28 protein-coding genes, 1 pseudogene and 1 other annotated feature (1 of these 30 only partly in view) are annotated in these 24,342 nt (G+C 49.8%); of the genes and pseudogenes, 13 read left to right on the forward strand and 16 right to left on the reverse strand.

The genetic code is table 11. The features are described from left to right. Positions 1 to 143: a binding site (T-box leader), on the forward strand; it begins 115 nt to the left of the window's first position. 104 nt (positions 144 to 247) lie between these two features. After that, the gene (gene trpS, locus EDM52_RS20240) at positions 248 to 1,237 is read left to right on the forward strand and encodes a tryptophan--tRNA ligase (RefSeq protein WP_122910757.1); all 990 of its coding nucleotides are present in this window, start codon (positions 248 to 250) and stop codon (positions 1,235 to 1,237) included. 98 nt (positions 1,238 to 1,335) lie between these two features. Here trpS and EDM52_RS20245 read toward each other — a convergent pair whose 3' ends face one another. The 3 genes from EDM52_RS20245 to EDM52_RS20250 form a co-directional block, all read right to left on the reverse strand. Beyond that, entirely contained in the window at positions 1,336 to 2,016 is a 681-nt protein-coding gene (locus EDM52_RS20245) for a queuosine precursor transporter (RefSeq protein WP_122910758.1), read from the reverse strand. A gap of 72 nt (positions 2,017 to 2,088) precedes the next feature. After that, a complete protein-coding gene (locus tag EDM52_RS25500) occupies positions 2,089 to 2,214 on the reverse strand; it encodes a hypothetical protein (protein WP_276330134.1) in 126 nt (41 codons plus the stop codon). Between the two features lie 3 nt (positions 2,215 to 2,217). Further along, positions 2,218 to 2,790, reverse strand: coding sequence for a ferritin family protein (locus EDM52_RS20250; protein WP_245997182.1), 573 nt, complete (start codon positions 2,788 to 2,790; stop codon positions 2,218 to 2,220). Between the two features lie 75 nt (positions 2,791 to 2,865). Between EDM52_RS20250 and EDM52_RS20255 the strand changes: the two genes are divergently transcribed. Next, positions 2,866 to 3,294 carry an SDR family NAD(P)-dependent oxidoreductase gene (locus tag EDM52_RS20255; RefSeq protein WP_245997185.1) on the forward strand — a complete coding sequence of 143 codons (429 nt, stop codon included), beginning with the start codon at positions 2,866 to 2,868 and terminating at the stop codon, positions 3,292 to 3,294. Here EDM52_RS20255 and EDM52_RS20260 read toward each other — a convergent pair. Together EDM52_RS20260 and EDM52_RS20265 are read right to left on the reverse strand one after the other, a co-directional pair. Continuing rightward, positions 3,274 to 3,672: a VOC family protein gene (locus EDM52_RS20260; RefSeq protein ID WP_122910759.1), complete on the reverse strand. Its 399-nt coding sequence runs from the start codon at positions 3,670 to 3,672 to the stop codon at positions 3,274 to 3,276. The genes EDM52_RS20255 and EDM52_RS20260 overlap by 21 nt on opposite strands. 109 nt (positions 3,673 to 3,781) lie before the next feature. Then, the gene (locus tag EDM52_RS20265) at positions 3,782 to 5,074 is read right to left on the reverse strand and encodes an NCS2 family permease (protein WP_122910760.1); all 1,293 of its coding nucleotides are present in this window, start codon (positions 5,072 to 5,074) and stop codon (positions 3,782 to 3,784) included. 142 nt (positions 5,075 to 5,216) lie between these two features. Here EDM52_RS20265 and EDM52_RS20270 point away from each other — a divergent pair, with 142 nt between their 5' ends. After that, complete coding sequence (locus tag EDM52_RS20270; protein ID WP_122910761.1) at positions 5,217 to 6,086, forward strand: LysR family transcriptional regulator; 870 nt, start codon at positions 5,217 to 5,219, stop codon at positions 6,084 to 6,086. Here the strand turns inward: EDM52_RS20270 and EDM52_RS20275 are convergent. After that, complete coding sequence (locus EDM52_RS20275) at positions 6,067 to 6,720, reverse strand: FMN-binding negative transcriptional regulator (protein ID WP_122910762.1); 654 nt, start codon at positions 6,718 to 6,720, stop codon at positions 6,067 to 6,069. The genes EDM52_RS20270 and EDM52_RS20275 overlap by 20 nt on opposite strands. Positions 6,721 to 6,845: 125 nt before the next feature. On the opposite strand from EDM52_RS20275, the gene EDM52_RS20280 reads away from it, so the two are divergent. Next, entirely contained in the window at positions 6,846 to 7,205 is a 360-nt protein-coding gene (locus EDM52_RS20280) for a GNAT family N-acetyltransferase (RefSeq protein ID WP_122910840.1), read from the forward strand. On the opposite strand, the gene coaA is transcribed toward EDM52_RS20280, so the two are convergent. After that, complete coding sequence (gene coaA / locus EDM52_RS20285; protein WP_122910763.1) at positions 7,200 to 8,126, reverse strand: type I pantothenate kinase; 927 nt, start codon at positions 8,124 to 8,126, stop codon at positions 7,200 to 7,202. The genes EDM52_RS20280 and coaA overlap by 6 nt on opposite strands. Positions 8,127 to 8,365: 239 nt before the next feature. Between coaA and EDM52_RS20290 the strand changes: the two genes are divergently transcribed. Continuing rightward, the gene (locus EDM52_RS20290; RefSeq protein WP_122910764.1) at positions 8,366 to 9,103 is read left to right on the forward strand and encodes a cyclase family protein; all 738 of its coding nucleotides are present in this window, start codon (positions 8,366 to 8,368) and stop codon (positions 9,101 to 9,103) included. 65 nt (positions 9,104 to 9,168) lie between these two features. Here EDM52_RS20290 and EDM52_RS20295 read toward each other — a convergent pair whose 3' ends face one another. After that, positions 9,169 to 9,501, reverse strand: coding sequence for a hypothetical protein (locus EDM52_RS20295; RefSeq protein WP_122910765.1), 333 nt, complete (start codon positions 9,499 to 9,501; stop codon positions 9,169 to 9,171). Between the two features lie 110 nt (positions 9,502 to 9,611). On the opposite strand from EDM52_RS20295, the gene EDM52_RS20300 reads away from it, so the two are divergent. Then, positions 9,612 to 9,800, forward strand: coding sequence for a hypothetical protein (locus EDM52_RS20300; protein WP_122910766.1), 189 nt, complete (start codon positions 9,612 to 9,614; stop codon positions 9,798 to 9,800). Between the two features lie 96 nt (positions 9,801 to 9,896). Continuing rightward, positions 9,897 to 11,090, forward strand: coding sequence for a serine hydrolase domain-containing protein (locus EDM52_RS20305; RefSeq protein ID WP_122910767.1), 1,194 nt, complete (start codon positions 9,897 to 9,899; stop codon positions 11,088 to 11,090). A gap of 50 nt (positions 11,091 to 11,140) precedes the next feature. On the opposite strand, the gene EDM52_RS20310 is transcribed toward EDM52_RS20305, so the two are convergent. The 7 genes from EDM52_RS20310 to EDM52_RS20340 all read right to left on the reverse strand — a co-directional run bounded on the left by EDM52_RS20310 (position 11,141) and on the right by EDM52_RS20340 (position 18,803). Further along, the gene (locus tag EDM52_RS20310) at positions 11,141 to 11,593 is read right to left on the reverse strand and encodes a Dps family protein (protein WP_122910768.1); all 453 of its coding nucleotides are present in this window, start codon (positions 11,591 to 11,593) and stop codon (positions 11,141 to 11,143) included. Between the two features lie 79 nt (positions 11,594 to 11,672). Further along, on the reverse strand, positions 11,673 to 12,875 hold the full coding sequence (locus tag EDM52_RS20315) for a M20 metallopeptidase family protein (protein WP_122910769.1): 1,203 nt from the start codon (positions 12,873 to 12,875) through the stop codon (positions 11,673 to 11,675). Then, on the reverse strand, positions 12,872 to 13,801 hold the full coding sequence (locus EDM52_RS20320; RefSeq protein ID WP_122910770.1) for a S66 peptidase family protein: 930 nt from the start codon (positions 13,799 to 13,801) through the stop codon (positions 12,872 to 12,874). Before EDM52_RS20320 ends, EDM52_RS20315 begins: the two co-directional genes overlap by 4 nt. Before the next feature lie 19 nt (positions 13,802 to 13,820). After that, positions 13,821 to 15,458, reverse strand: coding sequence for a peptide ABC transporter substrate-binding protein (locus EDM52_RS20325; protein ID WP_122910771.1), 1,638 nt, complete (start codon positions 15,456 to 15,458; stop codon positions 13,821 to 13,823). Between the two features lie 361 nt (positions 15,459 to 15,819). Next, positions 15,820 to 17,238 carry a sensor histidine kinase gene (locus EDM52_RS20330; protein ID WP_122910772.1) on the reverse strand — a complete coding sequence of 473 codons (1,419 nt, stop codon included), beginning with the start codon at positions 17,236 to 17,238 and terminating at the stop codon, positions 15,820 to 15,822. Continuing rightward, positions 17,219 to 17,908 (reverse strand): response regulator transcription factor, encoded by a 690-nt coding sequence (locus EDM52_RS20335; RefSeq protein WP_122910773.1) that lies wholly within the window; start codon positions 17,906 to 17,908, stop codon positions 17,219 to 17,221. The genes EDM52_RS20330 and EDM52_RS20335 overlap by 20 nt, the downstream gene beginning before the upstream one ends. A 163-nt stretch (positions 17,909 to 18,071) precedes the next feature. After that, a complete protein-coding gene (locus EDM52_RS20340; protein ID WP_122910774.1) occupies positions 18,072 to 18,803 on the reverse strand; it encodes a stalk domain-containing protein in 732 nt (243 codons plus the stop codon). A 393-nt stretch (positions 18,804 to 19,196) separates the two neighbouring features. On the opposite strand from EDM52_RS20340, the gene EDM52_RS20345 reads away from it, so the two are divergent. The 6 genes and pseudogenes from EDM52_RS20345 to EDM52_RS20370 all read left to right on the forward strand — a co-directional run. Beyond that, positions 19,197 to 19,694 (forward strand): cation:proton antiporter regulatory subunit, encoded by a 498-nt coding sequence (locus EDM52_RS20345; RefSeq protein WP_122910775.1) that lies wholly within the window; start codon positions 19,197 to 19,199, stop codon positions 19,692 to 19,694. Between the two features lie 2 nt (positions 19,695 to 19,696). After that, the gene (locus tag EDM52_RS20350; protein ID WP_122910841.1) at positions 19,697 to 20,935 is read left to right on the forward strand and encodes a cation:proton antiporter; all 1,239 of its coding nucleotides are present in this window, start codon (positions 19,697 to 19,699) and stop codon (positions 20,933 to 20,935) included. 134 nt (positions 20,936 to 21,069) lie between these two features. Further along, positions 21,070 to 21,591, forward strand: coding sequence for an NUDIX domain-containing protein (locus tag EDM52_RS20355; RefSeq protein WP_245997187.1), 522 nt, complete (start codon positions 21,070 to 21,072; stop codon positions 21,589 to 21,591). 32 nt (positions 21,592 to 21,623) lie between these two features. Next, the gene (locus EDM52_RS20360; RefSeq protein ID WP_122910776.1) at positions 21,624 to 22,565 is read left to right on the forward strand and encodes an acetamidase/formamidase family protein; all 942 of its coding nucleotides are present in this window, start codon (positions 21,624 to 21,626) and stop codon (positions 22,563 to 22,565) included. Positions 22,566 to 22,636: 71 nt separating this feature from the next. Beyond that, complete coding sequence (locus EDM52_RS20365; protein ID WP_276330135.1) at positions 22,637 to 23,443, forward strand: alpha/beta hydrolase; 807 nt, start codon at positions 22,637 to 22,639, stop codon at positions 23,441 to 23,443. After that, a pseudogene (locus EDM52_RS20370) lies at positions 23,407 to 23,655 on the forward strand (DoxX family protein); the annotation flags it as partial. The gene EDM52_RS20365 and the pseudogene EDM52_RS20370, both read left to right, overlap by 37 nt. A 12-nt stretch (positions 23,656 to 23,667) precedes the next feature. Here EDM52_RS20370 and EDM52_RS20375 read toward each other — a convergent pair. Beyond that, positions 23,668 to 24,315, reverse strand: coding sequence for a precorrin-2 dehydrogenase/sirohydrochlorin ferrochelatase family protein (locus EDM52_RS20375; protein WP_122910779.1), 648 nt, complete (start codon positions 24,313 to 24,315; stop codon positions 23,668 to 23,670). Positions 24,316 to 24,342 lie beyond the last annotated feature (27 nt).

A 24,342-nucleotide genomic window follows, 5' to 3' on the forward strand; every position in this document is an offset into this window, starting at 1 on the left:
ACAAAAGTAGGCGCTGCCGGGATTCTCTCCCCGTTATCAAGAGAGGAGTATCGTAATGATGATGTTCCACATCTTACCGTACTTTCGAGTGAATCGCTTTTTGCGATTAAAAAAGGTGGTACCACGATAACCTCGTCCTTTATTGGGCGGGGTTTTTTGTATTCCTTGAAAGGGGGGATGTCCATGGATGATGGTTGGTGGATCTCAGGTTTACCTGACAGAAATAAAATCATGAGGAGGATCATTAGTGAAAGAACGTATTTTAACAGGCGATCGGATTACGGGAAAACTTCACCTTGGACATTACGTTGGTAGCTTAAAAAATCGAGTGGAGTTGCAAACCCAATACGATACTTACTTAATCTTGGCTGACGTCCAAGCTCTAACTACTCATTTTGAAAAACCAGAGTTGATTAAACAAAACTTACGTAATGTGGCGTTGGATTATTTATCAGCAGGTATTAACCCTGATCATGCAACCATATTTATTCAGTCTTTGATCCCCGAGATTGCTGAGTTAACTACTTATTTTTCCATGTTTGTTACGGTCAATTCTCTACGGCACAATCCTACAATAAAAGCGGAAGCCGCGGAACGTGGGTTTCAAGATATGTATTACGGGTTCCTTGGATACCCCGTAAGTCAGGCGGCTGATATTACTTTTTGCAAGGCGACGTTGGTTCCCGTAGGAGAAGACCAGGTTCCTCATATCGAGCAAACAAGGAAAATTGTCCGTCGCTTCAACCAACTGTATAAACCTGTGTTCGTGGAACCAAAACCACTCGTTGGTGATGTTCCACGTCTTGTCGGATTAGACGGAAATAATAAAATGAGCAAAAGTCTTGGAAATGCCATCGATTTGGACTCTACCCCAGAAGAGGTTAGTGAGAAGATAAAAAAAGCGACGACTGATCCTGCACGCATCCACAAAACGGATAGCGGCCATCCTGAAATTTGTCCAGTCTATGCTTATCATCAAGTATTTCGTAAAGAGGGCTCCGCTGAGATTTATGAGAGTTGTAAAAAGGGGCAAATTGGATGTATGGAATGCAAACGAAAAATGACGCAAAGTATTAACGATTTACTAGAACCTATGAGGGAACGGAGAATCGTGTATCAAAACGCTCCCAAAAAGGTCGATGAAATTCTTATGTTGGGTACAGAAAAAGCACGCCTTGTAGCAAAAGAAACCATGCAAGAGATACGTGAGGCAATGAGTATGAACTATTTTAAATAAAAGCTACTCGTTTGTTTTATCAGTCTATAACCATACACTTCATCAAACAAGAGGATGTACCACAAGTAGTCTGATACTACTGGGGTACACCCTCTTTCTTAATCCTCCGGAACCTTCATATTGCGTGCAATATAGAGCACTGGCGTCGATGCTGCTGATACGACGAATTTGATCAGGTAGGTGGTTAGCAGAATTTGCAGCCAGACGTCAAAGGAATACAATCCCCAAAAAGCGATGGTGCAAAACGTCAGGGAATCGAGCAGTTGGCTGATCAAAGAGCTTCCGTTGTTGCGAATCCATAGCTGATTGGGACGCGGACATTTTACTTTTAGCCAGCTATAGATTTTCACGTCCACGAACTGACTGATGAAATACGCGGACAGGCTGCCGACCACCAGCTGCGGCATCAATTCGAACAACGCTTGCAGATGAGGCTGGGCAAAGTCCGTCTCGGTCGGCTCAAAGAGAAGGACCAGCTGCATGATGATGGTGGTGGCAATCAGGCTGAAGAAGCCGAACCAAACCGCTTTTTTGGCTGCCCTCTCGCCGTATTTTTCATTCAACAGGTCGCTCGTCAAATAGATGGATGCATAAATGGTGTTTCCCAGTGTCATGACGATTCCAAACATCTCAATCGTTTTCAGAACCTGGATATTTGCGAGCACGGTAGCCACTCCCACCCATGCGTAGAGACCCATTCTGCCAAACAGGCGGTAACAGAGCAGAAAGAGACAGAAGTTTACGAGAGCAAACCCCACTCCCAAGGAAAAATTAAACATGATAAGTGCCTCCTAGTTTTGGTAACGCGGGAGTTTTCCGAACCGCGGCCCTGTGATGGACATTCTGTCATTCTACGTTTTTTCACCCGCTTTGGCAATAATCTTCCCATCTCTTCGCACCATGAGCCACATTGCCAGCAACCATGCAAAAGAACCCGTTCCACCACTTGAAAACGGGTTGTATTCTTCTCTGTCCATCCGCTACTTATTTTTCGCATACAGCCAATTGTAGTAGCTGGCATGCTTCATTTCATCCGTCATGATCTCAAAAATCGCATCGCGATATCGGGCGGGGATGTTCTGGTAGATCACGCGATACTTTTCAAAGGCCTTCAATTCTCCCATCAAGGCCTTTTCGATCCCGTCCAAATAGCTCTCCGGCTTTTGAAATGTCTCTCGCTCCTCCATCGCAGGGGGCTGTTGACCAGTCAGCTCGGTGTAGATCTGACGAAACCAGCGGCGATGCTTTCGCTCGTCATCTCGGATGCCCGCAATCACCTGTTTTTCCTGCTCCGTCGGTGCCACGCTGATCAGATAGTCGTAAAACAGCTCGTCGTGGCGCTCGTCACCGATTGCCTCCTGGATCAGCCTCAAGGCAATTTGCGTCTGATTGTCGTACCGAGGGGTTGCGACAGGCAGCAGCATTTCTTCACCTGGAAACGTATACGGGTCGTAAGTTGCGTAGGCGTATGGCGGATACCAGTATCCATTCATTCCCATCATTTTGCTCGCTCCTCCCAGCTTTTTCCCAATCAGGGTATTCGCCCCGTTCACGAAAAGAGCTTTTCCCAAGCACAAATATTGTTTAATTCGCCTTTTCACATGGTAGAACCATCCTGCTTTCGAGGAATGGCAGATGGAATTCTGGATAACCTATCTAGCGAACAGCACTATGATTGTAGTCTAGCTATGAACGGGGGAAGAATGTTGGAATTAAAGGAGAAGAAAGCGCTCATCACTGGAGCTGGCAAAGGAATCGGGCGGTCCATTGCGCTTGCCTTGGCAAAGGAAGGTGTGCATGTCGGCTTGGTCGCCCGCTCAGCTGCGGATTTGGAACAACTGGCAGGATCCATCTCGAACGATTATCCTGTGAAAGCCGTCTACGCCACTGCAGATGTGGCCATTCGAAGCGAGGTGGAAAAAGCCTATTCCTCCATCAAAAACCACCAATCCGCAATAGGTTGGTGCCCAACAACAGACAGATACCAGCCTGTGCAAGAAGTCGAGAATGATCGCCTTCTGTACAGGCGGTACTTTTTATTGCGCTTCTATTCCTAATATCGCGTTGATTCGCTCGCCCATTTCATGCGGGTCCTTGTATTGGAAAAGTCCGATCTGATTGCCCCAAGGATCAGCAATTGTACCCCACCTGACCGGCACTTCTTCTCTCTCGTAGATTTCAAATGGCTCAACGCCGAGCTCCTTGATCATCCGCTCCCGCTCCCGATCGAGATTCGTGACGCCCAGTCTCAACGGGCCACTTTTTGCCGCAGGCTCTCCCTCAGCCACCTGTAGCCAGCAGCCGGGTATCAGCTCCCACTCTGCAAACCCCTCATGCGGCACAAAGTCTGGTTCCCGTTTCAACAACGTCTGGTACCAGCTGCGTCCCTTTTCAAAATCAGACACTCGTATCTGAACCGTCATTTCGTAGATCATCGCTTGCCTCCCTGAGAACCCTTTTTCGATTTGTGTATCTATCCTAGATTCCCCAAGCATCTGTGCTTTTCCTACTAGTAAAGCCCCCGACCGAAGTCAGGGGCTTTCTTTACGTCAACATCGGCAACACCAGATTCAGCAAAAACAGTCCGGAAATCACGTACAACAGGGCAGGCACTTCACGTCTTTTGCCCAAAGCCAGCTTCAGCAGCGGATAAGCCACAAAACCAAAGGCGATTCCGTCTACGATACTGTAAGACAGCGGGATGATAGCAATGATCAAAAATGCCGGAAAGCCCTCGGTGAAATCCTTCAGGTTGATATTCTGAACATTTTGCAGCATCAAGGCACCGATGATGATCAAGACAGGCGCTATCGCCCCATCCGGAATCATTTTGACGAGGGGTAAAAGTCCGAGTGAGATCAGGAAAAGTGTTCCTGTCACTAATGCGGTCAAGCCGGTTCTCCCCCCAGCCGCAATCCCCGCAGCAGTCTCCACCGTTGCGACCGTCGGACTGGTACCCATCACACCCGATATCGCTGTGGACAAAGCATTGGCTTGGAGTGCACGACGGAATTTCTGCGGCTGCCCGATCATCGCGGTATGCCCGTAAATCAAGCCGATATTTTCAAAAACGATGACCATCGCCAGCGAAAAGGTCGCGATCCAAAACGGCAGCTCCCACATTCCGCTAAAAGAGAGCCCGGCGAATACTTGACCATACTCAGCCAGGGAAAAGGAGCCTCCCTCTCCCGGCTCCACGACCCCAAGCCATAGCCCCAGCCCTGTACCAACTGCCATTCCGATCAAAAAGTTGCCTGGTACGTTGCGGACAAACAGGATCAGCGTGATGATCAGGCTAACTATCGTGACGATGACAGGAGGACTGGACAAATCCCCCAAGGCCACAAAGGTAGCCGGGTTGGTCACGATCAAGCCGCCTTTCTGCAGTCCGATAAAGGTCAGGAACAAGCCGATGCCGACCGTAATCGCTTCCTTGAGCGAAGCTGGAATCGCATTGGAAATATGCTGCGCTACTCGGGTAAAAGCGATCACGGTAAAAATCAAGCCGGAGACAAATACGGCTGCCAGCGCTTCTTGCCAGCTCAGTCCCATCGATTGACAAAGCGTATAGGTAAACAGCGCATTAATCCCCATGCCTGGCACCAGAATAATGGGTGCGTTTGCCCAGAAGGCCATCAGAATCGCGCCAATGAAAGATGTCAATACGGTCGCGAGGATACCTGCCGCAAGTGGAATTCCGGTGTCCTCCAAAATCGATGCGTTTACGGCTACAATATAGACTATGGTGATAAAGCCGATTAACCCGGCCATCAGTTCCCGTCGAATCGTCGTGTCGCAAGCGCGCATGTGAAATTTCTTTTCTAACCACGTACGCACAGGTTTTCCCTTCTTTCTGTCTTTTCCTTAAGAAAGCTACGAAACATATGCTATCATAGCCCTATCGATATGGAAAATATCGAGTAAATCTACTTTTCATATCTTTTTCATATGGAAGACTGCAGAAAGGGGCATTCAGCTCTTGGATATTCGCCAATTGCGTTACTTTATCGCCATCGCAGAGGAAGGCCAGATCACTGCAGCAGCAAAAAGACTGAATATGGCCCAGCCCCCGCTCAGTCAGCAGTTAAAGCAGATGGAGGATGAACTCGGAACAAGTCTCGTCGAGCGCTTTGGAAAGCGGATCGAGCTGACGGAAGCCGGTCATTCCTTGTACAAGCAAGCCGTCAACATTGTACATCAGATGGAGGAAGCCATCGCGGAGGTCAAAGAAACAGGCGATGGCTTCCGTGGCACCCTCTCCATCGGAGTAAGTGCCTTGTCCGCCTATCGCCTGCCTGAGCAAATTCGGCTGTTTCAGCAAAAATATCCGCTGATCACCTATACGGTTTGGAAGGGAGACACCCAGCTGCTGAACCAGTGGCTGGAGCGCCGTGCCATTGAAGTGGCTATCGTCAGGCTCCCTCATTCCTTGCATAATTGTATGACGATCCCTTTGGAGGAGGAGCCCTTCGTCCTGATCGTCCCCTCCGGTTCAGCCTTTGCGACCAAAAAACAAATTCACATGCGTGAAATCGCAGACCTCCCGCTGATTATGCCGAGTATTCCCGGTCTGGGCATCTACGACTTGATCGTCAAGGAATTCGCCAGACTGGGTGTCTCCCCTCACGTGATCTGCGAATGTCCGGATATATCCCTCATCGTCAACATGGTAGGCGCACAAGTCGGTGCCTCCATTGTCCCCCTCTCCGCCTGGGAGACACATCGCAGCGAGCACATCCAGAGGGTCCAGATCGAAGGAACAACGATTCACTCGGCTGCTGCTGTGGTCTGGCAGTCTGGACGCCATCTGTCCAAGGCAGCCAAACGGTTTATCGAGATGTTTTCGTAAACACCTGATTGGCTCTGGATTCCTCCAGGATTCGCATGGCAGCAGCCACAGACTGCTCCTGTTCTCCTCCAGCTTCAAGCTTGGCGATGATAGCTGCCCGATCCTCGCTGCTCCGATTCTGGCTCAGCTTGTACTTGCCTTCCACCCGCTCCAGCTTGATTTCAAAACAGAGGATTCCTGCAAGAAGGCCACTCATCATCTGTGCAGGCACAGTCACCCAGGTGACAGGCTGCTCCTGGGACTGCTCGTATTTGGCAAGCAGATCGCGCATCCTGTATTCGATCTCCTCAGGCGAAGAGATGAGCTTTGCCTTTCCATAAGCATGTACGGCCATATAATTCCAGGTCGGCACACTCGGCTTCGCGTACCAGGAGGATGAGATGTAAGCGTGAGGTCCCTGAAAGACTGCAAGCACCGAATCCGGCTCCTTTTCCAGCGCTTCTCCCTGCGGATTGCTTCGAGCGAGATGACCGGTCAGATACAGCTCTTCTCCCCTTACTTCCACTTCAAGAGGGAGATGCGTCACAGTGGGAATCCCATCCTCTGTCGTGATCAACAGGGCAAACGGATGGCGCTGCATGAAAGTGACCAACTCATCCTGATCCGTAACGGCAAAATAGGGTGGAATATACATGAAAAAGCCCCCTCTCGTTTCTTCTCATCCTAGCATGTGCAGACCTTTTGGCTAGGGGCAATTTTGCACAAAAACAGGGGGGCAGTTTGCATCTGATTTACAGGTCTTTTTCTGACTGTACCGCAATGCCGTTACGCTGGAACAAGGCTGCCGTCAACACAACGAGCTTCGTCATAGAGAAAGACGAGATGCTGGTTGCCTTTTTGATCGGCTTTCAGTCTCAAACACACGCCAATGAAGCCTACATTCATTTCATCGGGGTTCATCCCGATTATCGGAAGCATGGGTTTGCACGGGAACTGTATAATCGATTCTTCCAGAATGTCCGCGAAAAAGGGTGTGCTACCGTTCGCTGCATTACCTCACCCGTTAACGAAGGCTCTGTGAGGTTCCATACACAAATGGGCTTTAGCTCGTCTCTGGCAACCGATTACGCGGGTCCCGGGCAAAACCGGATACTCTTTGTCAAGCACTTGCCTCTATAGTCTGCGCAGCTTCACGCGCTGCACCATATGATTTTGTCCCTTTTCCAAAATCAGACGTGCCCTCACGCGGGTCGGCAATATATTTTCACGCAAATTCAGTCCATTGATCTCCGACCAGATTCCTGTCGCGACTTCAACAGCTTCGTCGTCGGACAGACTGGCGTAACGCCGGAAATACGAAGCAGGGTTGGAGAAGGCAGTCTGCCGCAAAACTTTGAAACGATCTACGTACCATTGCAAAATATCCTGCTCCTTGGCATCCACATAGATCGAGAAATCGAAGAAATCCGATACAATCAGCTCGGAGATGCTCTCGTCTTTTGGCGGCTGCAGGACGTTCAGTCCTTCTACGATCAAAATGTCTGGCTGGCGAACCGTTTGCCACTGATCGGGAACAATGTCATACACCAGGTGGGAGTACACAGGTGCCGATACTTCGGTCACCCCTGATTTGATCTCTGTCAAAAACCGGATGAAGCGACGCAGATCGTAGCTTTCCGGAAATCCTTTGCGCTTCATGATCCCCCGCTCTTCCAGCACACGGTTGGGATACAGAAACCCGTCAGTCGTAACCAGCTCTACCTTGGGGTGATTGGGCCAGCGAGACAAGAGCGTTTGCAAAATCCTGGCTGTCGTGCTTTTCCCTACGGCGACACTGCCCGCAATTCCAATGATGAAAGGAACCTTGGCATCCTCAATCCCCAAAAACGTATGCGAAGCCTGGTGCAGCTCTTGTGTTGCTCCTACATGCAAATTCAACAGCCTCGAGAGTGGCAAATACACATCCGATACTTCGTCGATCGAGATATTTTCATTGACACCCTGCAAACAGGCAAGCTCTTCATCCGATATGGTCAACCGCGTAGAAGCTCGCAACTGCTTCCACTGCTCGCGATTAAAGGTTACGTATGGTGATGCCATCATGTACATCCTTTCCATCATGAAAGTGCTTACTTCATTTATTACACAGCTAGTTTACACCAGTTCGCACTCTCTTGGGAATAACACAGGGTTTTTTTGAATGATGAACGGCTACACGAAGAATAGGAAAATCCAATATAAACCAATAACCTTACTAACTCTATATTGACACTCGGAATTGAACAGTTTAAAGTATTCCGTAATTAATAAGATTAAAAACGGATGAATGAGGTGAGCGGATGGCAAACGATTTGATTCAAGCATTAAAATGGCTGAAAGAGAAAGAATGGGTGGACCTGACGCATACATTTGGTCCAGAGTCTCCTCATTTTTCAGCTTTCGAACCAGCTGATTTTACTACTTTATTTACACATGACGACGGTTTTTTTGCACAAAGATTTACTTTCCCTGGTCAGTACGGAACTCACATTGACGCACCGATTCATTTTGTGCGAAACACGAGATTTCTGGATCAAATCGAGCTGAAGGAGCTTGTCTTGCCGCTCGTTGTCATCGATAAATCCAAAGAAGCTTCCGAAAATAACGATTATTCCCTGAGTGTTGAGGATATTGTGCAGTTTGAAGCAGAGCATGGACAGATTGAAGAAGGGTCGTTCGTTGCCCTGCGCACGGACTGGAGCAAGCGTTGGCCGGATTGGGACGCCTTTAACAACAAAGATGCAGATGGCCATAACCATGCACCTGGATGGTCTCTCGCAGCGCTGAAATTTTTATTTGAAGAAAGAAAGATTAAAGCAGTTGGCCACGAAACCTTTGATACAGATGCAAGCATTGACTACCAGAAAAACGGCGCTCTGCTTGGCGAGTATTACGTGCTTGAACAAGATACGTATCAAATCGAGCTGCTGACCAATCTGGACAAGGTCCCCGCAAAGGGAGCTGTCATTGTCAATATTGTCCCGAAACCGGAAAAAGCATCCGGATTCCCTGTGCGTTCTTTTGCCATCCTGCCTTAAATTCCTGCGGATCCAAAAAGGCTGTCCCCCCTGTCAATCAGACAATAGGGACAGCCTTTTGTTCGTTATTCCTGCCGAAAGCGTGCCAAACAAAAAATAAGCAATTGGAGAAAGAACCAGATCACGGATTCTACGATCAACGTCCCGATGACGCCACATGGCTTGAAGAAATGCTGATATTCAAGCAAATACCTCGCTGCCAGTACATAACTGAAGCCCGTCGAGAGAAGATTGCCCATGAACAGAAGCAGGATGGACTTTTGAAGGTAAGCAAGCAGGCAAAACAGAATAAAGGCAATAAAATAGCCGTACAGACGATGATCATAGGCATCCCAAGCCATTCCTGTATATGTAAAGGGAACCAGGTGCAATAGGAATACGATCCAATTTCTGCTCACGAGAAATACCCCCAATTGTTCTACACCTATTAAAGGGGGTTCTTCGAAAAACGAAAAGTACCAACTTTTATTGGTACCTGCTAGCTACTACTTATCTATGAGGTGAGGTTATGCATGCTAAAAAAAGGCCAATTACAGGGATATTTTTGCTCTCCATCCTAATCTCGATTCTGCTCTTTTTCATCATGGGTGCTCTCGGAGTCGGCAGGGGCAGTGATGGCGCGCTCTTTGCTATTGCATGCGTCATCTCTATCCAAATCTCATTTTTAACAGCCTTTGTCATGAGCAAGTGGAAGTAAATCTATTGCGATACAATCGAGCAATCCAGAAGAAACGGCACAGCATCGTCTGGTCTACAATAAATAATCAAAAGTGGATGAGAGGAGAGGTGCACGATGAGCAATCTTTCAAAAAGTCGTTTGGACCACATGCACACGATCATGCGCGGCTACGTCGAGCGTGGGGAGCTCCCTGGGCTGGTTACGCTGGTCAGCAAACACGGTGAGGTCCATGTCGATGCTGTAGGGAAGAAAGCCAACGGGGGAGGCAACCCAATACAGCGTGATACCATTTTTCGGATTGCTTCCATGACCAAGCCGATTACGGCGGTGGCAGCGATGATCCTGGTTGAGGAATGCAAGCTCCGACTGGATGATCCGGTAGATTCCCTTTTGCCTGAGCTGGCCAACCGCCGTGTTCTGAGACAAATCGACAGTCCGCTCGATGACACCGTACCAGCCAACCGCTCCATTACGTTGCGCGATCTGCTTACCTTTCGACTGGGGATCGGAGCTGTCATGGCTCCACCGGGTCAGTACCCCATCCAAAGCGCGATTGCAGAAGCAGGACTCGCCCCGTCAGCTGATCCACCTACCATCTCTCCTGACCTGTGGTTGGAAAAACTCGGTCAATTACCACTGATCCATCAGCCAGGCGAAATGTGGATGTATCATACAGGCTACGACGTCTTGGGCATCCTGATTGCCCGCACATGTGGGCAGTCGCTGGAGGATTTCTTTTACGACCGGATTTTCGAGCCGTTGGGCATGCTCGATACCGGATTTTATGTACCCGAAGCAAAATGGGACAGACTCCCGCCAAGCTACTTGTTCCAGAAAAAAACGGGAGAGTTCGTGATTCACGACAAATCTCGTGACGGTCGTTGGGCGCGCCCTCCCGTCTTTCCATCAGGCGGAGGCGGACTGGTCTCGACTGCTGACGACTATCTGAGCTTTTACCAGATGATGCTGAACAAAGGAGTTTTCAAAAACAGACGCATCCTGTCACGACCATCCATCGAACTGATGACAACGGATCATTTGACCCCCGAACAAAAAGCAGCCGCTTACCCCTTTTTCTATGACAACAGCGGATGGGGCTTCGGAGTCGCCGTCAACACCCGACGCGATGATCTGTATATGGTCACGGGACGCTTCGGATGGGATGGAGGTATCGGCACCTCTGCCTATGCCGATCCCAAGGAAGGGCTGATCGGCATCCTGATGACGCAGCGGCTCATGGATTCTCCTGATCCTCCTCTGCACTTTCGCGATTTTTGGACATCCGTTTATCAGGCTATAGCGGACTAGGAATAAAAAGAGCTGAAGCCAGTGGTCTGGTTCCAGCTCTTTCCTTTTGCTTATTTCCCCAAATAGGCTTGCAGCATCCAAACATGCTTTTCGAGGCTGTTGCTCATGCCCACGAACATGTCAGCAGTCGCATCGTCATCCGCTGCCTCGGCTGCTGCAATTCCTTCCTTCAACTCGTTGATCAGGGTATTAAAGTCGTTTACAACCGCCTGCACCATTTGTTCTGCGGTTTCTCCACCGGAAGCCTCCTGGATGGAAGCTTGCTGCATACAGGCTTTCATCGTGGAGACAGGCTTGCCGTTTTTCGCAAGCAATCGTTCTGCCAGCTCATCTACATAGGATGCAGCCTCGTTGTACAGCTCTTCAAATTTGCTATGCAGCGTAAAAAAGTTGGGTCCAGTCACATACCAGTGAAAATGATGCAGCTTTATAAAGAGCACAGACCAGTTGGCAACCTGCTTGTTCAGCACTTCAGTGACAGGACGGCTCATCGTGATGCTCATGATACGGCTCTCTTCCTTTCATGGAAAATCTTATTGGCGTCTGTAGTGTTCCCGCCTCAAGCCGTATCCTATACGCCTGCTAGCGCTGCTCCTTCTCCTGCAAATAAACCAGTGTATTCAATGCCTGCATGGCAGCACCCACTGCCAAGCTGCTCTCATCCAAATCAAATCGCGGATGGTGAACAGGATAGACGCACCCCATCTCTTCATTGCGCACGCCTAAATGGAAAAAGGCACCTGGAACATGCTCTGCGAAATACGCGAAGTCTTCTACCCCCATGTTGGGCAGCTCATTGACACGCACTTTTTGTTCTCCCAGCATCTCTTCCCCGTTGCGTTTCACCAGATCGACCAGCTCATCATTGTTGATGAGCGAGGTGTAGCCTTCCTCATACTCCACTTCAGCCTCTCCACCCAGACTGCGAGCCGTCCATTCGGCCACCTCGCGAATTCTCTCCTTGACCTGCTCGCGTACACTTCTTTCCAGCGTACGGATCGTTCCGGTCAATTTGACCTCCTGAGCCAGGATGTTGTTGGCTGTCCCCCCGGAGATGATGCCGATCGTAATAACTGCCGATCGGCGCGGATCTACGTTGCGGCTGACAATCGTCTGCAATGCCGTAATGACATGAGCAGCAATGACAATGGCATCTCGTCCCATGTGCGGATAAGCGCCGTGTCCGTTTTCACCGCGCACGATAATGCTCAAGTCATCGGAGGAAGCGTTCATTTGACCGTATTTGACTCCGATTTGTCCAGCTGGAATATCGCTGGAGACATGCAGGCCAAATACCGCATCCACCTTGGGATTTTCCAGCACGCCTTCCTGAATCATCGGCAATGCGCCGCCTACTGTCTCCTCGGCTGGCTGGAAGAACAGCTTTACATTGCCCGCCAGCTCGTTCTTGTAGGCATTGAGGATCCGCGCTGCTCCAAGCAGGCAGGTCATATGGGCATCGTGACCGCAGGCATGCATTTTCCCAGGAATTTTCGAGCGATATTCGCGGTCCTCCGCTTCCAATATCGGCAACGCATCCATGTCACCGCGCAGAGCAACAGTCGCACCAGGGCGTGCGCCTTCGATCAGACCTACAATCCCAGTTCCCGCTGATTTAGTGTAAGGAATCCCCATTTCATCCAGATAGCGCATGATTTGCTCCTGGGTGCGGAATTCTTCGAGTCCAATTTCCGGATACTGGTGAAAATCACGACGAACCTCTGTCAACCAAGGCAATATCTCCTGTGCCTGCTGCCAAACCTGTTCTTTTTTCACGCTGCTCATACTGTCACACTCTCCTCAATAGTTAATACGCCACTCGTCGCATCCAATGTCGCATGGACGCCGAAAGGCAAAGCCATGTTGATCGCTCCATGACCGATCTGAATGTTCCAAATCATCGGCTTTTGATAAGGCACGACGATGTTCTGGAACACGTCCCAAACCGATAAGCCCTCCCGTTTTTTTGGTTCACAGTTGGTCCAGGTACCGAGAATCACCCCGGCGCAATCATCAAATAGTCCACCCAATGCCAGCTGTGTCAGCATCCGGTCGATACGATACGGTTCCTCGTCAATATCCTCCAGGAACAGCAGCTTGCCTCTGGTATCCAGCTCATATGGGGTTCCCATCAAAGCAGCGACAAGAGCCAGATTTCCTCCCACAATAGGACCGCTCGCCTGGCCATCCACCATGCAGATGACCTCTTCCTCCGGCGGGTTGATCATTTCGCCCAACGGTTCAGGTTCTGTCAGCGCACGCAACAAATAGGACATGGACCAGTCATCCAATCCGCGAGCCAGACAAGACGAAGCCATCGGACCGTGCAGTGTTGCCAGGTTGGCGTCTTGACCAAAAACCGTATGTAGTGCCGTGATGTCGCTATACCCGACGAACAGCTTGGGATTTTGTGCGATGCAGTCGTAATCCAGCAGGGGCAGGATTTGCGGGGCACCGTAACCGCCCCGCAAACAAAGGATGCCGTCCACCTGATCGTCCGCGAACATGGCGTTCAGCTCAGCCGCACGAAGCTGTGGTGTTCCTGCCAGATAGCCTCCGTAGGTTTGTCTGCACGTTTCCCCAACCTTCACCTTGAAGCCCAGTTCCTCGACTTTCGCAATCGCTTTTGGCAGCAGCTCCAGGTCTCCCGGGCTAGAGGGCGCTACAATGCCAATGGTATCCCCTGCTTGCCATGCTCTTCCTTTGTTCATCTCTCATTTCTCCTCTTTTTTATTCGAGATAAGCCCATTTTAAGTCGATCTTGCTGAGCGGATCAATCCTTACTCCTTTGACCTTGTCGCTTTGTACCCAGGCATTCACATCACTGAAGATCCCGGTCAAAGGCATTTCCTCCATCAGCAAGGTCTCGGCTTCCAATAGAATTTGCTTCCGTTTTTCTTCGTCCGTCTCCACGTACGATTTCTGGATCAGCTCGGAATAAGCAGGGTTGTGCCAGCGTGTAATATTGGACGAGCTGTACTTCTCGATGAATTTCTGCAAGAAGTTGATAGGATCATTGTAGTCCGCCGTCCAACTGGAACGGGTAATCTCAAACTTGCCTTGCTCCTGATCATCCAGATAGACCTTGGTTTCCTTGTTCAAAAGCTTTACATCAACACCGAGAACGTTTTTCCAGGTGGCTTGCAGCGTTTCCGCGATCGCTTTGTTGCGGTCAGAGGTGTTGTACAGGTACGTAATTTCCGGCAGCTTCGTAATGCCCAGCTCCCTCATGCCTTCTTCCAGCAGCTTTTGCGCTTCCTCCGGCTGATTGTCAGCAAAGAATCCATCCGGCTTCAAGCTGGCCGTAATAGGCGTGATTCCCATCAAAGGCGTCTGTCCAGCCTGCCCGATGTTGTCGGCGATTTCCTTTCGATTGATCGCGTAGGCGAATGCCTTGCGTACCTTGACGTTGGTAAACGGCTCCCGCTCGGCATTGAAGCGAATGTAGTACGACGTAGCCTTGGGCTGCGTTTGCAGCTTGCCATCCTGCATGAGCGGAGCAATCGCATCGATGGGAAGACCGCTGATCGGATTCCCAGCCCAGTCCAGATCATCGTTGTCAAACATGGACAGCTCCGTATTGGCATCCGAGATCATCGAGAACTCGATCTTGTCCAGCTTGACGACATCAGCTTCCCAGTACGTCTCGTTCTTTACCAGCACAATCTTGTTTTTATGCCGCCACTCCTCCAGCTTGAAAGGGCCATTGGTGACGATGGTCTTCGGATCGTTCGCCCATTTGGGATTGGACTCCGCTACCTTTTTATTCACCGCTGGCAGGAATGAGACCAATGTCGGGAAGAAGGGAGTAGGATTTTCCAACGTGACCTGCAGCGTCTTGTCATCCATCGCCTTCACGCCTACGTCCTCGATCTTGGCTTGTCCAGCCGTAAAGGCTTGCCCGTTCTTGATGCTATAGTAGTTGTAGGAGGCTGGAGAGCCTGTTTTCGGATCGAGTGCACTCTTCCAGGTGTACTCGAAATCATGCGCGGTGACCGGATCGCCATTGGACCACAAAGCGTCGCGCAAAGTGAAGGTATAGGTCAGCTTGTCCGCTGACAGCTTCATGCCGGATGCAAGCGAGTTGACCGGATTGCCATTCTCGTCGAGGCGAGTCAGGCTGTCGTAAATCTGGCGGATGACAGATCCTGAGACGGTATCCTCTGCAAAAATCGGATCAAGCGTGGCTGGCTCCTCCATGTTCAATCGCATGACCTGTGGCCCTTGCTTTGTCGCTTCCGAAGCCGGTGCTTCGGCAGTTGACGGAGCAGGCTGGGTAGCAGGAGCACTCCCCCCTCCGCTACAGGCAGATAACAAGCTTCCTGCTACGAGCAGGATACTCCCATATGAAGCAATCCGCTTTTTCATGTGAGATCACTCTCTCCTTATTGACCTTAATCAGCAATAAGCATGCCAGTCTAAAAGAGTGCCTCTTCCTCTCCTCTTCTATTCAACCTCGAATTATACTATCTAAAAATTGCATCTATTCAAACCGTAGCGGTCTATTCAGAACGGAATTGATCCAATTTAAGATTGAATTGGATCTACTTCTTCTGAACCAGGACGTATCGATTAGTCGGTCTTCCAACGCCCCCGTAAATGACTGAGTCGTCTTCGATTACCACTACTCGTATACATTCCAGATTCATCCGCTCACTCCTTCAAGGGAAATGCCCGGAATTGATGCAAGAAATCGAAAAGCTTCACCAGGCTCGGTGAAGCTTTTCTTTCATCCCGATATTTTTGGCAGGATCAACGTAAACGTAGAGCCATTGGCATCGCTTTTGGTCAGGATGAGATCGCCTCCCAATGCTCGTGCCATCATCCTGGAAAAAGACAGCCCCAGTCCGAGGCCCCTGACCTTTTCCTTTTTGTTGCTCCCTCTGAAAAAGCGTTCAAACACCAGCGACTGCTCTTCTTCCCGTATCCCCTTGCCGTTATCCGTAACATCGATGCGAAGCTCCGACTCTTTTTCATAGAGATGCAATTCAATAACGCCATCGTCTGTAACTGCTTGTCTGGCATTGTTCAGCAGATTGATCAAGATTTGCTGCACGCGTCCAGGGTCTACCAGAATCGTCCATTCCTGATCCGGCATGCGCGTGGTTAGAGTGATCGTCTCGACATCCTGTCCGATCTGCCACTGGGAGGCAATCTCGTGAATCAGCTTGTTCAAATTCTGCGCTTCTGGCTGAACAGTGATCTCGCCAACCGCAAACGAGTTAAAATCGAGCAAATCTTCTACCATTTTTTCCAGCCGTTTGGTTTCATTGAGACAAATCTCCAGAAATTCTCTTTCCTCGTCACCTGAGACGACCTTGTCATTGATCGCCTGAATCAAGCCACTGATTGAGGTGACAGGTGTTTTCAGCTCATGGGTGACGCCTGCCAAAAGCTCCGTGCGCGTGCGTTCCAGCTGCCGCAGTCGATCCGCCATCTCTTTGAAGGTGTGAACCAGCTCGTGAATCTCTCGTTCCTTGATGTTTTTCGTAATTGTCACATCATAATTGCCTTCTACGATTTGCTTGGCTGCTTCCACCACGTCCTCGATCGGTTTGGACAGCTTTTTCGAGTGAAAGTAGATGACAGCCCAGCCGAGGACACCGAGACTTCCCAGCATGATGACCAAATATTGCAGCTGCTCCTTGTTTACGCGGATGTCTGTTTCCGGGAACAGCAAAATAATGGTCCCCAGCTTTTGCAGGTCATTGTCCAGGTCTTTTTTGACGACAAACAGCGTGTCTCCGTGACGGGACTTGACCTTATCCGCCTTTTCTGCAATCTCCAGCACACGATCCAGATCTTCTTCAAAGGACGAGGGCAATCCCGACTTTTTATAGATGATCTGGTCATGCTCGTCCTTGATGAACAGCAGCAGGTTGCGGTCTACTCCCATAAAACGGCGCCTGCTCTCCAATATTTGATGCAGGGTCTCCCCCACATAGAGCTTTCCTTCATCGTCCACGACGCGATCCGCTACCTCTTCCGCGAACAAGCGGGTTACATCCAGCTGCTTTTCGGTTGCTGCGTCCTTGATCCAGATGGACGATACAATTCCGATGATCAGCAGCCCCACGCACAGTGTCAACAGATAGCGGGTCGTCCAGTACCTAAGCAGAGAGATGGGTTTATTGCTTTGTAAATACACTGAACTGATAACCCACCCCTCTTAGCGTTTTGATCTCCCCTTCGGAGGCGGGCCAATTCTGCAAGGTTTTCCGAATTCTTTTAATCGCCAGATCTACTGCCCGGTCGCTTCCCTCGTAGTCCATCCCCCACAAATGCTCGATCAGCTGCTCGCGCGAATATGTACGGTTGGGATTCTGGGCCAGGAAAAGCAGCAAGGACAAGTCCTTTGGATGGAATTGCAGATCGATGCCATGCAAAGTGACGCTATGTGATTTGAAATTGATCTTGAGATTACCAAACAGTCGGGTTTCCTGATCCTTGTCCAGAATCACGGAACGACGCATAACCGCGTTGACCCGGGCTACAACTTCCTCTGCCACAAACGGCTTGGTGATATAGTCATCTGCTCCCTGGTTGAATCCCTTCAGCTTTTGATCGGTCTGTCCCAGTGCCGTCAGCATGATCACCGGACAGGAGCTTTTCTCCCGGATATACTGCAGGACATCCCAGCCACTCATTTCGGGCAGCATGACGTCCAGCAGAACAAGATCCGGCTTTTGCTCATCAAAAATACGAATCGCATCGACACCGTCATCTGCTTGCCATACCTGATATTCCTCTTTTTGCAAATAGGCTTTTAAGACACGGGAAATGACGATTTCATCTTCCACCAGTAATATCTGTTTCATGAATGCCGCTCCTGATTCAAAGAGATGGTTTCTTCTTTCGCTTCTTCCAGTCTACCTCTTTTCTCTTTATATTGGGATTCCTTCATTTTGGAAATAGGAAAAAAGCCTTGCTTTTCCCAGATAGGGAGCATGCAAGGCTTTGTGTCGCGATTATAAAACTTTATTAATACTCCTCGAAATAGAGGTCATCATCGTAATCTGCTTCGAATTCGTACAGTTCTTCATCTTCATCGCTATCGATGATATAACCGGTGATATCTGCTTCGAATACATCCCAGATGTCATCGATGATATTTTGAACCAATTTTTCTTTTCTGCTCTCAGACAGATCGTCGAACTCATCAGCCCAATCGGACAGGTCGATCTCAATCTCTACTTCGATGTCGTCTTCATCGTCACCGTCGAGGGTAATTTCCCACTCAAGCTCTTCAAAATCGCCCCAGTCGTCGTTTAGCTCTTCCTCAAGGTCAGCTAATTCATCATCGAAATCGTCATCGTCGTCGTCATCCAGCTCATCTTCCAGATCTTGAATCTCTTCATTCAAGGCTGCGATCTGGTTTTTCAGACGAGTGATTTCAGCGTCTTTAACAGCAAGCTGCGCTTGGGCACCTGTATCTGGTTTGTCCAGAACGTTGATGGTGTAGTTGGTGCCATCCCAAGTGATGTCTTTGTTGAATACTCCTGCCATCATGCGCAGTGGAATGTACGTGGTTCCATTCACAATGAAAGGCTCGACAGGAGTGGAAACTTGATAGCCGTTATACAAAACTTTGATGTTGTTGTATTTTGCTTGCAGGTTTTTGGTTGCTACTTCTGCGCTCGCGCCAGATGGAATCACAGCCGTTGCCAAAAGCAAACCAGCAGCTGCCGTAGCCAGGTAGTGTTTCTTAAACATAAAAACTCCTCCATTCTCCGGATGTGTTTTCCTATACGTGTTTCTATGTACATCTATTAGATTACATAGAGAACATGTCGAGATGATGTCAAATCCACAATCTTCTATTTTGTATCGCAAGACCAAAAAGACGAAAACAACCAGTTTGACCATATTATTCTAATACATCCTGCCAAACCTTACAATGCGAAATTAATTAAAAATACGCTTACAGGTAAGATTGGAGAAGATGAAGAACAGGCGAATTAGCTTTTGGATGCCTAGCGTACAAAAATGCCCTCTTTTTACAGTTTCATTTGAAATTATGCGTATTTTCGATACAAATTCATGTATAATAATATGTGCAAACACTGATGTTTGTACAAGGAAAACCACTATGAAGGAGGCTGTTGCATGTTCTCAATCAAGGAATCAGACTTGCCTGGAATTGGTAAAAAATACCAAATCGAAACAAAGAGTGGCGACAAACTTGTCGTTGTCATTCACGATGACGGACGAAGAGAACTCTATCACTTTAATCATGACGACGTGGAAGAGACGATCTCCATGGTAACGTTGGATGATGACGAGGCTCGTCAAATCTCGGCCATCGTTGGTGGTATGACGTACAAACCATCTGCATTGGAAACCGTAGAAGTGGCCTTGGACAAACTGGTGATCGAATGGTTCAAAATCGACTCCGGCTTCGTATGTATCGGCAAGACGATCGGTGAATTGAGCATTCGCCAACAAACAGGGACCAGTATTATTGCGATCATTGAAAAGGATCAAAAGCAAACGATCAATCCCGGTCCTGATCAGGTCTTGACTTCAGGCGCGACACTTGTAGTCGCGGGAGAACGAAAGCAGGTGAAGATGCTCAAAGCCAAGCTAAGTACAGGAGGTGAATGAAATTGGAGCACATCGTCTTTGAAGTCGGTTTGGCTCTTGCCCTCATCGCAGTTGCCGGCTTCATTTCACTAAAACTAAAATTCTCGATTGTCCCCTTCTACATTTTGATTGGTATGGCTGTTGGCCCCCACGCACCCCACTTTGGACTGTTTGACCTCCGCTTTATTGAAAGTGCCCCCCTTATTGAATTTTTAGGCAGGGTTGGCGTCTTGTTTCTCCTCTTTTATCTCGGATTGGAATTTTCCGTCGGACGCTTGATTAAAGCTGGGAAATCCATTGCCGTCGGCGGGACGATTTACATCGCCATCAACTTTACCCTGGGCCTGATGTTTGGATGGGTTGCAGGCTTTCCCTTGAAAGAAACACTCATCATCGCTGGTATCACCACAATTTCCTCCAGCGCCATCGTGGCCAAGGTACTGGTCGATCTCAAACGTACTGCAAATCGCGAAACAGAGATGATTCTCGGCATCATCATGTTCGAAGATATATTTCTGGCCGTGTACATTTCGATCGTATCCGGGCTTGTTCTCAGCGGTGCCACATCGCTTGGAGATGTCCTCACATCCGCTCTGGTAGCGCTTGGCTACATGCTCTTGCTCATCGTCATCGGCCGCAAAGCGGTTCCTTTCCTGAACCGCGCGCTCAATATCAAATCAAATGAAGTGTTTATGATCACGGTCTTTGCCGGATTGTTCATCATTGCTGGTTTTTCCGAAACCATTCACGTAGCTGAAGCGATCGGTGCTCTCCTCGTAGGGCTGATCCTGGCTGAAACAGAGCATATGAAGCGGATTGAACACATGATCTTGCCGTTCCGCGATTTCTTTGGAGCGATGTTCTTTTTCAGTTTCGGTTTGACGATTGACCCGATGTCCCTCGGCGGTGCCATTTGGCTGTCTTTGGGTGCTGTCATCATCACACTGATCGGTAACGTGGCTGCCGGCTTGTTGGCTGGACGTCAAGCGGGCTTGTCTGCAAAAGCTTCTACGAATATCGGTTTGACGATCGTCTCTCGCGGTGAATTCTCGATTATCATGGCGAACCTGGGGAAATCCGGTGGACTTATGGATATCCTCCAGCCCTTCTCAGCTCTGTACGTCCTGATCCTGGCTATTTTGGGACCACTGCTGACCAAGGAATCGAAGCGTATCTTCCAATGGATGAACGCCGTCATTCCACTAGAGCGAAAGCCCAAAGTAAAAGCTCCTTTGCCAGAACAGGAAACCCACTCTCAATAATTCCTGAATGACGGGAATCGCGGGGATTTTGACCTCAATAAACGCAGCGGTAGTTTGGAACGCACCCTACGTCCCAGATTGCCGCTGCGTTTATTCCATGACGGACTCTATCAGATGGTTTCGCCCGTCATCTTATGCTATACTTTCTCTTGCTTCTTCCTCTTTTTCGGGCGAAAGAATCAGGATTTTTTCTCGACGAGGTGAGTGATCTGAATATTAGAAATTCCGCCAAAGCCCTGGTGATTCATCAAGGGAAGCTACTCGTCATCAAGTGTTACAATCACGAGGAAGGCGTCTATTACCTCCTGCCTGGAGGTGGGCAGGAACCTGGTGAAAAGCTTCTCGATACCGTCGTGCGAGAATGCTGGGAAGAGACGGGCTTGCGGGTGATCCCTCACGAATTGCGATATCTGCGGGAATGTTTCTTGAAAAAAGATGTTCACCGCGTAGAGATGATTTTTACATGCAGCTTAACTGGAAGCTCGGTTCCCGATCCTGCCGCTCAGTTGAATTTGGACGAGGAACAGGTAGGTATCGAGTGGCTTCCACTCGATAATCTCGCTGCTGAACCGTTGTTTCCGCAAGAGCTTCGCACCCTGATCTCGAGTATGTCTTTACCTGCTTCCTCTCCTGTTTATGTTGGAGAGATTTTTTAAACCAAATGATCATCCTGCTAGGAGGTTAATTTATGGCTCGTTACTCGCTACGTCCGGAACGGTCTACCCTGCACGGCTCGTTCTCCAAGGAATACGCACCGATCCTCACGATTCAATCTGGGGATACCGTTCAGTATGAAACGCTCGATGCCGGTTGGAACGCAGGTCCTTTTCAACCAGGCATGCCGAGAGAAAAATTTTGCGAAAGAGAGCTGCCCCTCGATCGAGGTCACGCCATGATCGGCCCGATCTTCATCGAAGGAGCTCGTCCCGGAAAAACCTTAGCCATTCAGATCAATGACTTGCAGATCGGTACTTGGGGCTGGAGCAGCGCAGGCGGTTTTGAAAGTGTAATCAATAAGCGGTTGGGACTTCACGAAGGGCCAGAGTTTGAGCTCGTCTGGACACTGGATCGCGCGACTCTTACTGGAACCAGCCATCTTGGGCATAAAATCCCCTTGAATCCATTCCTGGGTCTGCTCGGCATGCCGCCAGACGAAGAAGGCTACCACTCCACACATCCACCACGCTTTTGTGGAGGAAACATAGACTGCAAGGATTTAGTTCCAGGGAGCACCCTTTATCTGCCCATACCGGTCGAGGGCGGTCTTTTTTCCTGTGGGGATGGTCACGCAGCACAAGGTGACGGCGAAGTAGCCAGTCCTGCCCTGGAATGCCCGATGGAGCTGGTGGACCTGACCTTTCACGTGTTGGATCTAAAGCTTGCTTTTCCGCGAGCAGAGACCCCTACCTCCTGGATTGCCTTTGGCTTTCATGAAGATGTCCACGAAGCTGCCATGATCGCCCTGGAAGGCATGCTGGACTGGATGCAGGAGCTATACGGATTCGAACGCAAGGAAGCCCTGACCTTGTCCAGTCTGCTCGTCGACTTGCGGATTACGCAGCTCGTCAATGGTGTGCGTGGCGTTCATGCCATCCTGGAGAAAAGCAAGCTGCCTGGCAAGGAGGCGTAACTTTGCTTAGCTCAGAAGGAACCTTTGCTGGGACACATGGTGCGGAGCTTTTTTATCGCAGTCTGGTGCCTGTGACATCCCCGAAAGCCGCGGTCATCATCTTGCACGGATTGGGGGATCACAGTGGGGGCATGCAAGCGATCAGCAAATACTTGTGCGAACACCATTATGCGACTTACTCCTTTGATCTGCGTGGTCATGGCAAAAGTCCAGGGACGCGGGGCTATGTCAGCAGGTGGGAGGATTATCGCAGGGATCTGCATGCTTTTCACCAGATTGTTCAAGAGCTGCATGCTGATCTGCCCCTCTTTCTGGTGGCGCACAGCCTTGGCGGATTGATTTGCCTCGACTACTGCCTGCATGAGGACACAGGTATTGCAGGCCTTGCTGCCATCGCACCCGCACTTTCCTACACCTTCAAACCAATGGAAAAATGGCTCATCCTCTTGATGAGCTGCATAAAGCCGGATTATACGGTGGAAAAGCCTGTTCATTCACGCAGTGCACGGGGGTCTGATCGAAACAGCTGGAATCATGGCGATTCACTGCGTCATCAAATCGTCACTCCTGGCTTGGGGCGTGGAATGATCACAGCCCTGAGCTCGCTCCAAAAGCACTCGTCTTCCATCCAGGTACCTTTTTTATTACAGTACGGCACAGCAGACAGGGTGACACCGCCAGAGCAGCTTCGCGAGTTCTTTGCTAGAATCGGCTCCAGGGACAAACAGCAAATTGCTTATGAACACATGCGTCATCGCCCTTTTGACGAGGAAGGAAATTCGGCCTTTCTCGCAGATTTGTTGAATTGGCTGGAGGATCGGAGCACTTCCCGAACAAGCAACAGCGATACGACTATCCACTGTGGTTCATGTCTGTGACAGGTGCCTTGGAAATGATCGGAGCCATCGCCATGATCGCAGGATTATGGAATCGTCATCTGGCTGCAGGATCGGCGTTCTTGTTTGTCTTCTTGATGCTCGGCGCCATACACGCCCATCTGTTTCGCGCTGATCAGCCCATTGTCATGGCCATTCCCGCAAGCATCTGCCTGATCCTGTCTGTCTGGATTCTCATCCGAAATCTTGGATGACCGAGCTTCTGATCAGAGAGGTTGTTCACGAATGTACCGCTGCACCAGCTCTGACGCCTCCCGATCCCTTCGTTCGATTTCTCCCATCTGCGTCCAGGAAAAAAAACGGTCATTCAGCAATTCACGCAGAATGACCTGCTTGTCTGCATGCGGCAACCCAAGGGACAGGACCCGCTGTCTCATCTCCTTGAGAAAATGCGTGTAAGACTCGTATTCCGGTCCGATCCACTCCTCTACCTGGCGGCGCATTTTTTTCGCCAGACCGGGATTGGCCCCGCCCGTTGAGATGGCGACTTGCAGATCACCGCGCTCTACCATTGCCGGAACGAAGAAGCTGCACAGATCAGGACGATCGACAATATTGACCCACTGATGCGGCTGACACGCGTGATACACGGCCAAATTGACCGCAGGATCACTGGCAGCCGCGATGATGATCGTCATTTCCAGTACATCCTCCGGGCGAAACGCGCGCAGATAGAGGGTCACTTTTTCCTCCTGACACCACTTTTGAATGTCCGCTGTTGCCGTCTGGCCGACTACCGTGACCCTGGCCCCTGCGGCAAGCAAGCTGGCGATTTTCCGTTCCGCCACCTTGCCTGCGCCCACGACGAGGCAAGCTTTGCCCGCTAGATTGACGAACATGGGATAATAGCTCATCCCTGATGCCCTCCTCGCTCCTTGCAT

The sequence above is a fragment of the Brevibacillus invocatus genome (assembly GCF_003710915.1).
In the GTDB taxonomy this organism is placed as follows: domain Bacteria; phylum Bacillota; class Bacilli; order Brevibacillales; family Brevibacillaceae; genus Brevibacillus; species Brevibacillus invocatus.

What these genes read in the sequence shown, in the direction of transcription:
- EDM52_RS20290 (WP_122910764.1), top strand. Translation starts at nt 8,366, where the DNA reads ATGGCAAACGATTTGATTCAAGCATTAAAATGGCTGAAAGAGAAAGAA.
- EDM52_RS20320 (WP_122910770.1), bottom strand. Translation starts at nt 13,801, where the DNA reads ATGAACAAAGGAAGAGCATGGCAAGCAGGGGATACCATTGGCATTGTA.
- coaA (WP_122910763.1), bottom strand. Translation starts at nt 8,126, where the DNA reads ATGGCATCACCATACGTAACCTTTAATCGCGAGCAGTGGAAGCAGTTG.
- EDM52_RS20310 (WP_122910768.1), bottom strand. Translation starts at nt 11,593, where the DNA reads ATGAGCATCACGATGAGCCGTCCTGTCACTGAAGTGCTGAACAAGCAG.
- EDM52_RS20305 (WP_122910767.1), top strand. Translation starts at nt 9,897, where the DNA reads ATGAGCAATCTTTCAAAAAGTCGTTTGGACCACATGCACACGATCATG.
- EDM52_RS20340 (WP_122910774.1), bottom strand. Translation starts at nt 18,803, where the DNA reads ATGTTTAAGAAACACTACCTGGCTACGGCAGCTGCTGGTTTGCTTTTG.
- EDM52_RS20355 (WP_245997187.1), top strand. Translation starts at nt 21,070, where the DNA reads ATGCTATACTTTCTCTTGCTTCTTCCTCTTTTTCGGGCGAAAGAATCA.
- EDM52_RS20325 (WP_122910771.1), bottom strand. Translation starts at nt 15,458, where the DNA reads ATGAAAAAGCGGATTGCTTCATATGGGAGTATCCTGCTCGTAGCAGGA.
- EDM52_RS20260 (WP_122910759.1), bottom strand. Translation starts at nt 3,672, where the DNA reads ATGATCTACGAAATGACGGTTCAGATACGAGTGTCTGATTTTGAAAAG.
- EDM52_RS25500 (WP_276330134.1), bottom strand. Translation starts at nt 2,214, where the DNA reads ATGGACAGAGAAGAATACAACCCGTTTTCAAGTGGTGGAACGGGTTCT.
- EDM52_RS20360 (WP_122910776.1), top strand. Translation starts at nt 21,624, where the DNA reads ATGGCTCGTTACTCGCTACGTCCGGAACGGTCTACCCTGCACGGCTCG.
- EDM52_RS20345 (WP_122910775.1), top strand. Translation starts at nt 19,197, where the DNA reads ATGTTCTCAATCAAGGAATCAGACTTGCCTGGAATTGGTAAAAAATAC.
- EDM52_RS20255 (WP_245997185.1), top strand. Translation starts at nt 2,866, where the DNA reads ATGGCAGATGGAATTCTGGATAACCTATCTAGCGAACAGCACTATGAT.
- EDM52_RS20245 (WP_122910758.1), bottom strand. Translation starts at nt 2,016, where the DNA reads ATGTTTAATTTTTCCTTGGGAGTGGGGTTTGCTCTCGTAAACTTCTGT.
- EDM52_RS20300 (WP_122910766.1), top strand. Translation starts at nt 9,612, where the DNA reads ATGCATGCTAAAAAAAGGCCAATTACAGGGATATTTTTGCTCTCCATC.
- EDM52_RS20375 (WP_122910779.1), bottom strand. Translation starts at nt 24,315, where the DNA reads ATGAGCTATTATCCCATGTTCGTCAATCTAGCGGGCAAAGCTTGCCTC.
- EDM52_RS20275 (WP_122910762.1), bottom strand. Translation starts at nt 6,720, where the DNA reads ATGTATATTCCACCCTATTTTGCCGTTACGGATCAGGATGAGTTGGTC.
- EDM52_RS20280 (WP_122910840.1), top strand. Translation starts at nt 6,846, where the DNA reads ATGCCGTTACGCTGGAACAAGGCTGCCGTCAACACAACGAGCTTCGTC.
- EDM52_RS20315 (WP_122910769.1), bottom strand. Translation starts at nt 12,875, where the DNA reads ATGAGCAGCGTGAAAAAAGAACAGGTTTGGCAGCAGGCACAGGAGATA.
- EDM52_RS20335 (WP_122910773.1), bottom strand. Translation starts at nt 17,908, where the DNA reads ATGAAACAGATATTACTGGTGGAAGATGAAATCGTCATTTCCCGTGTC.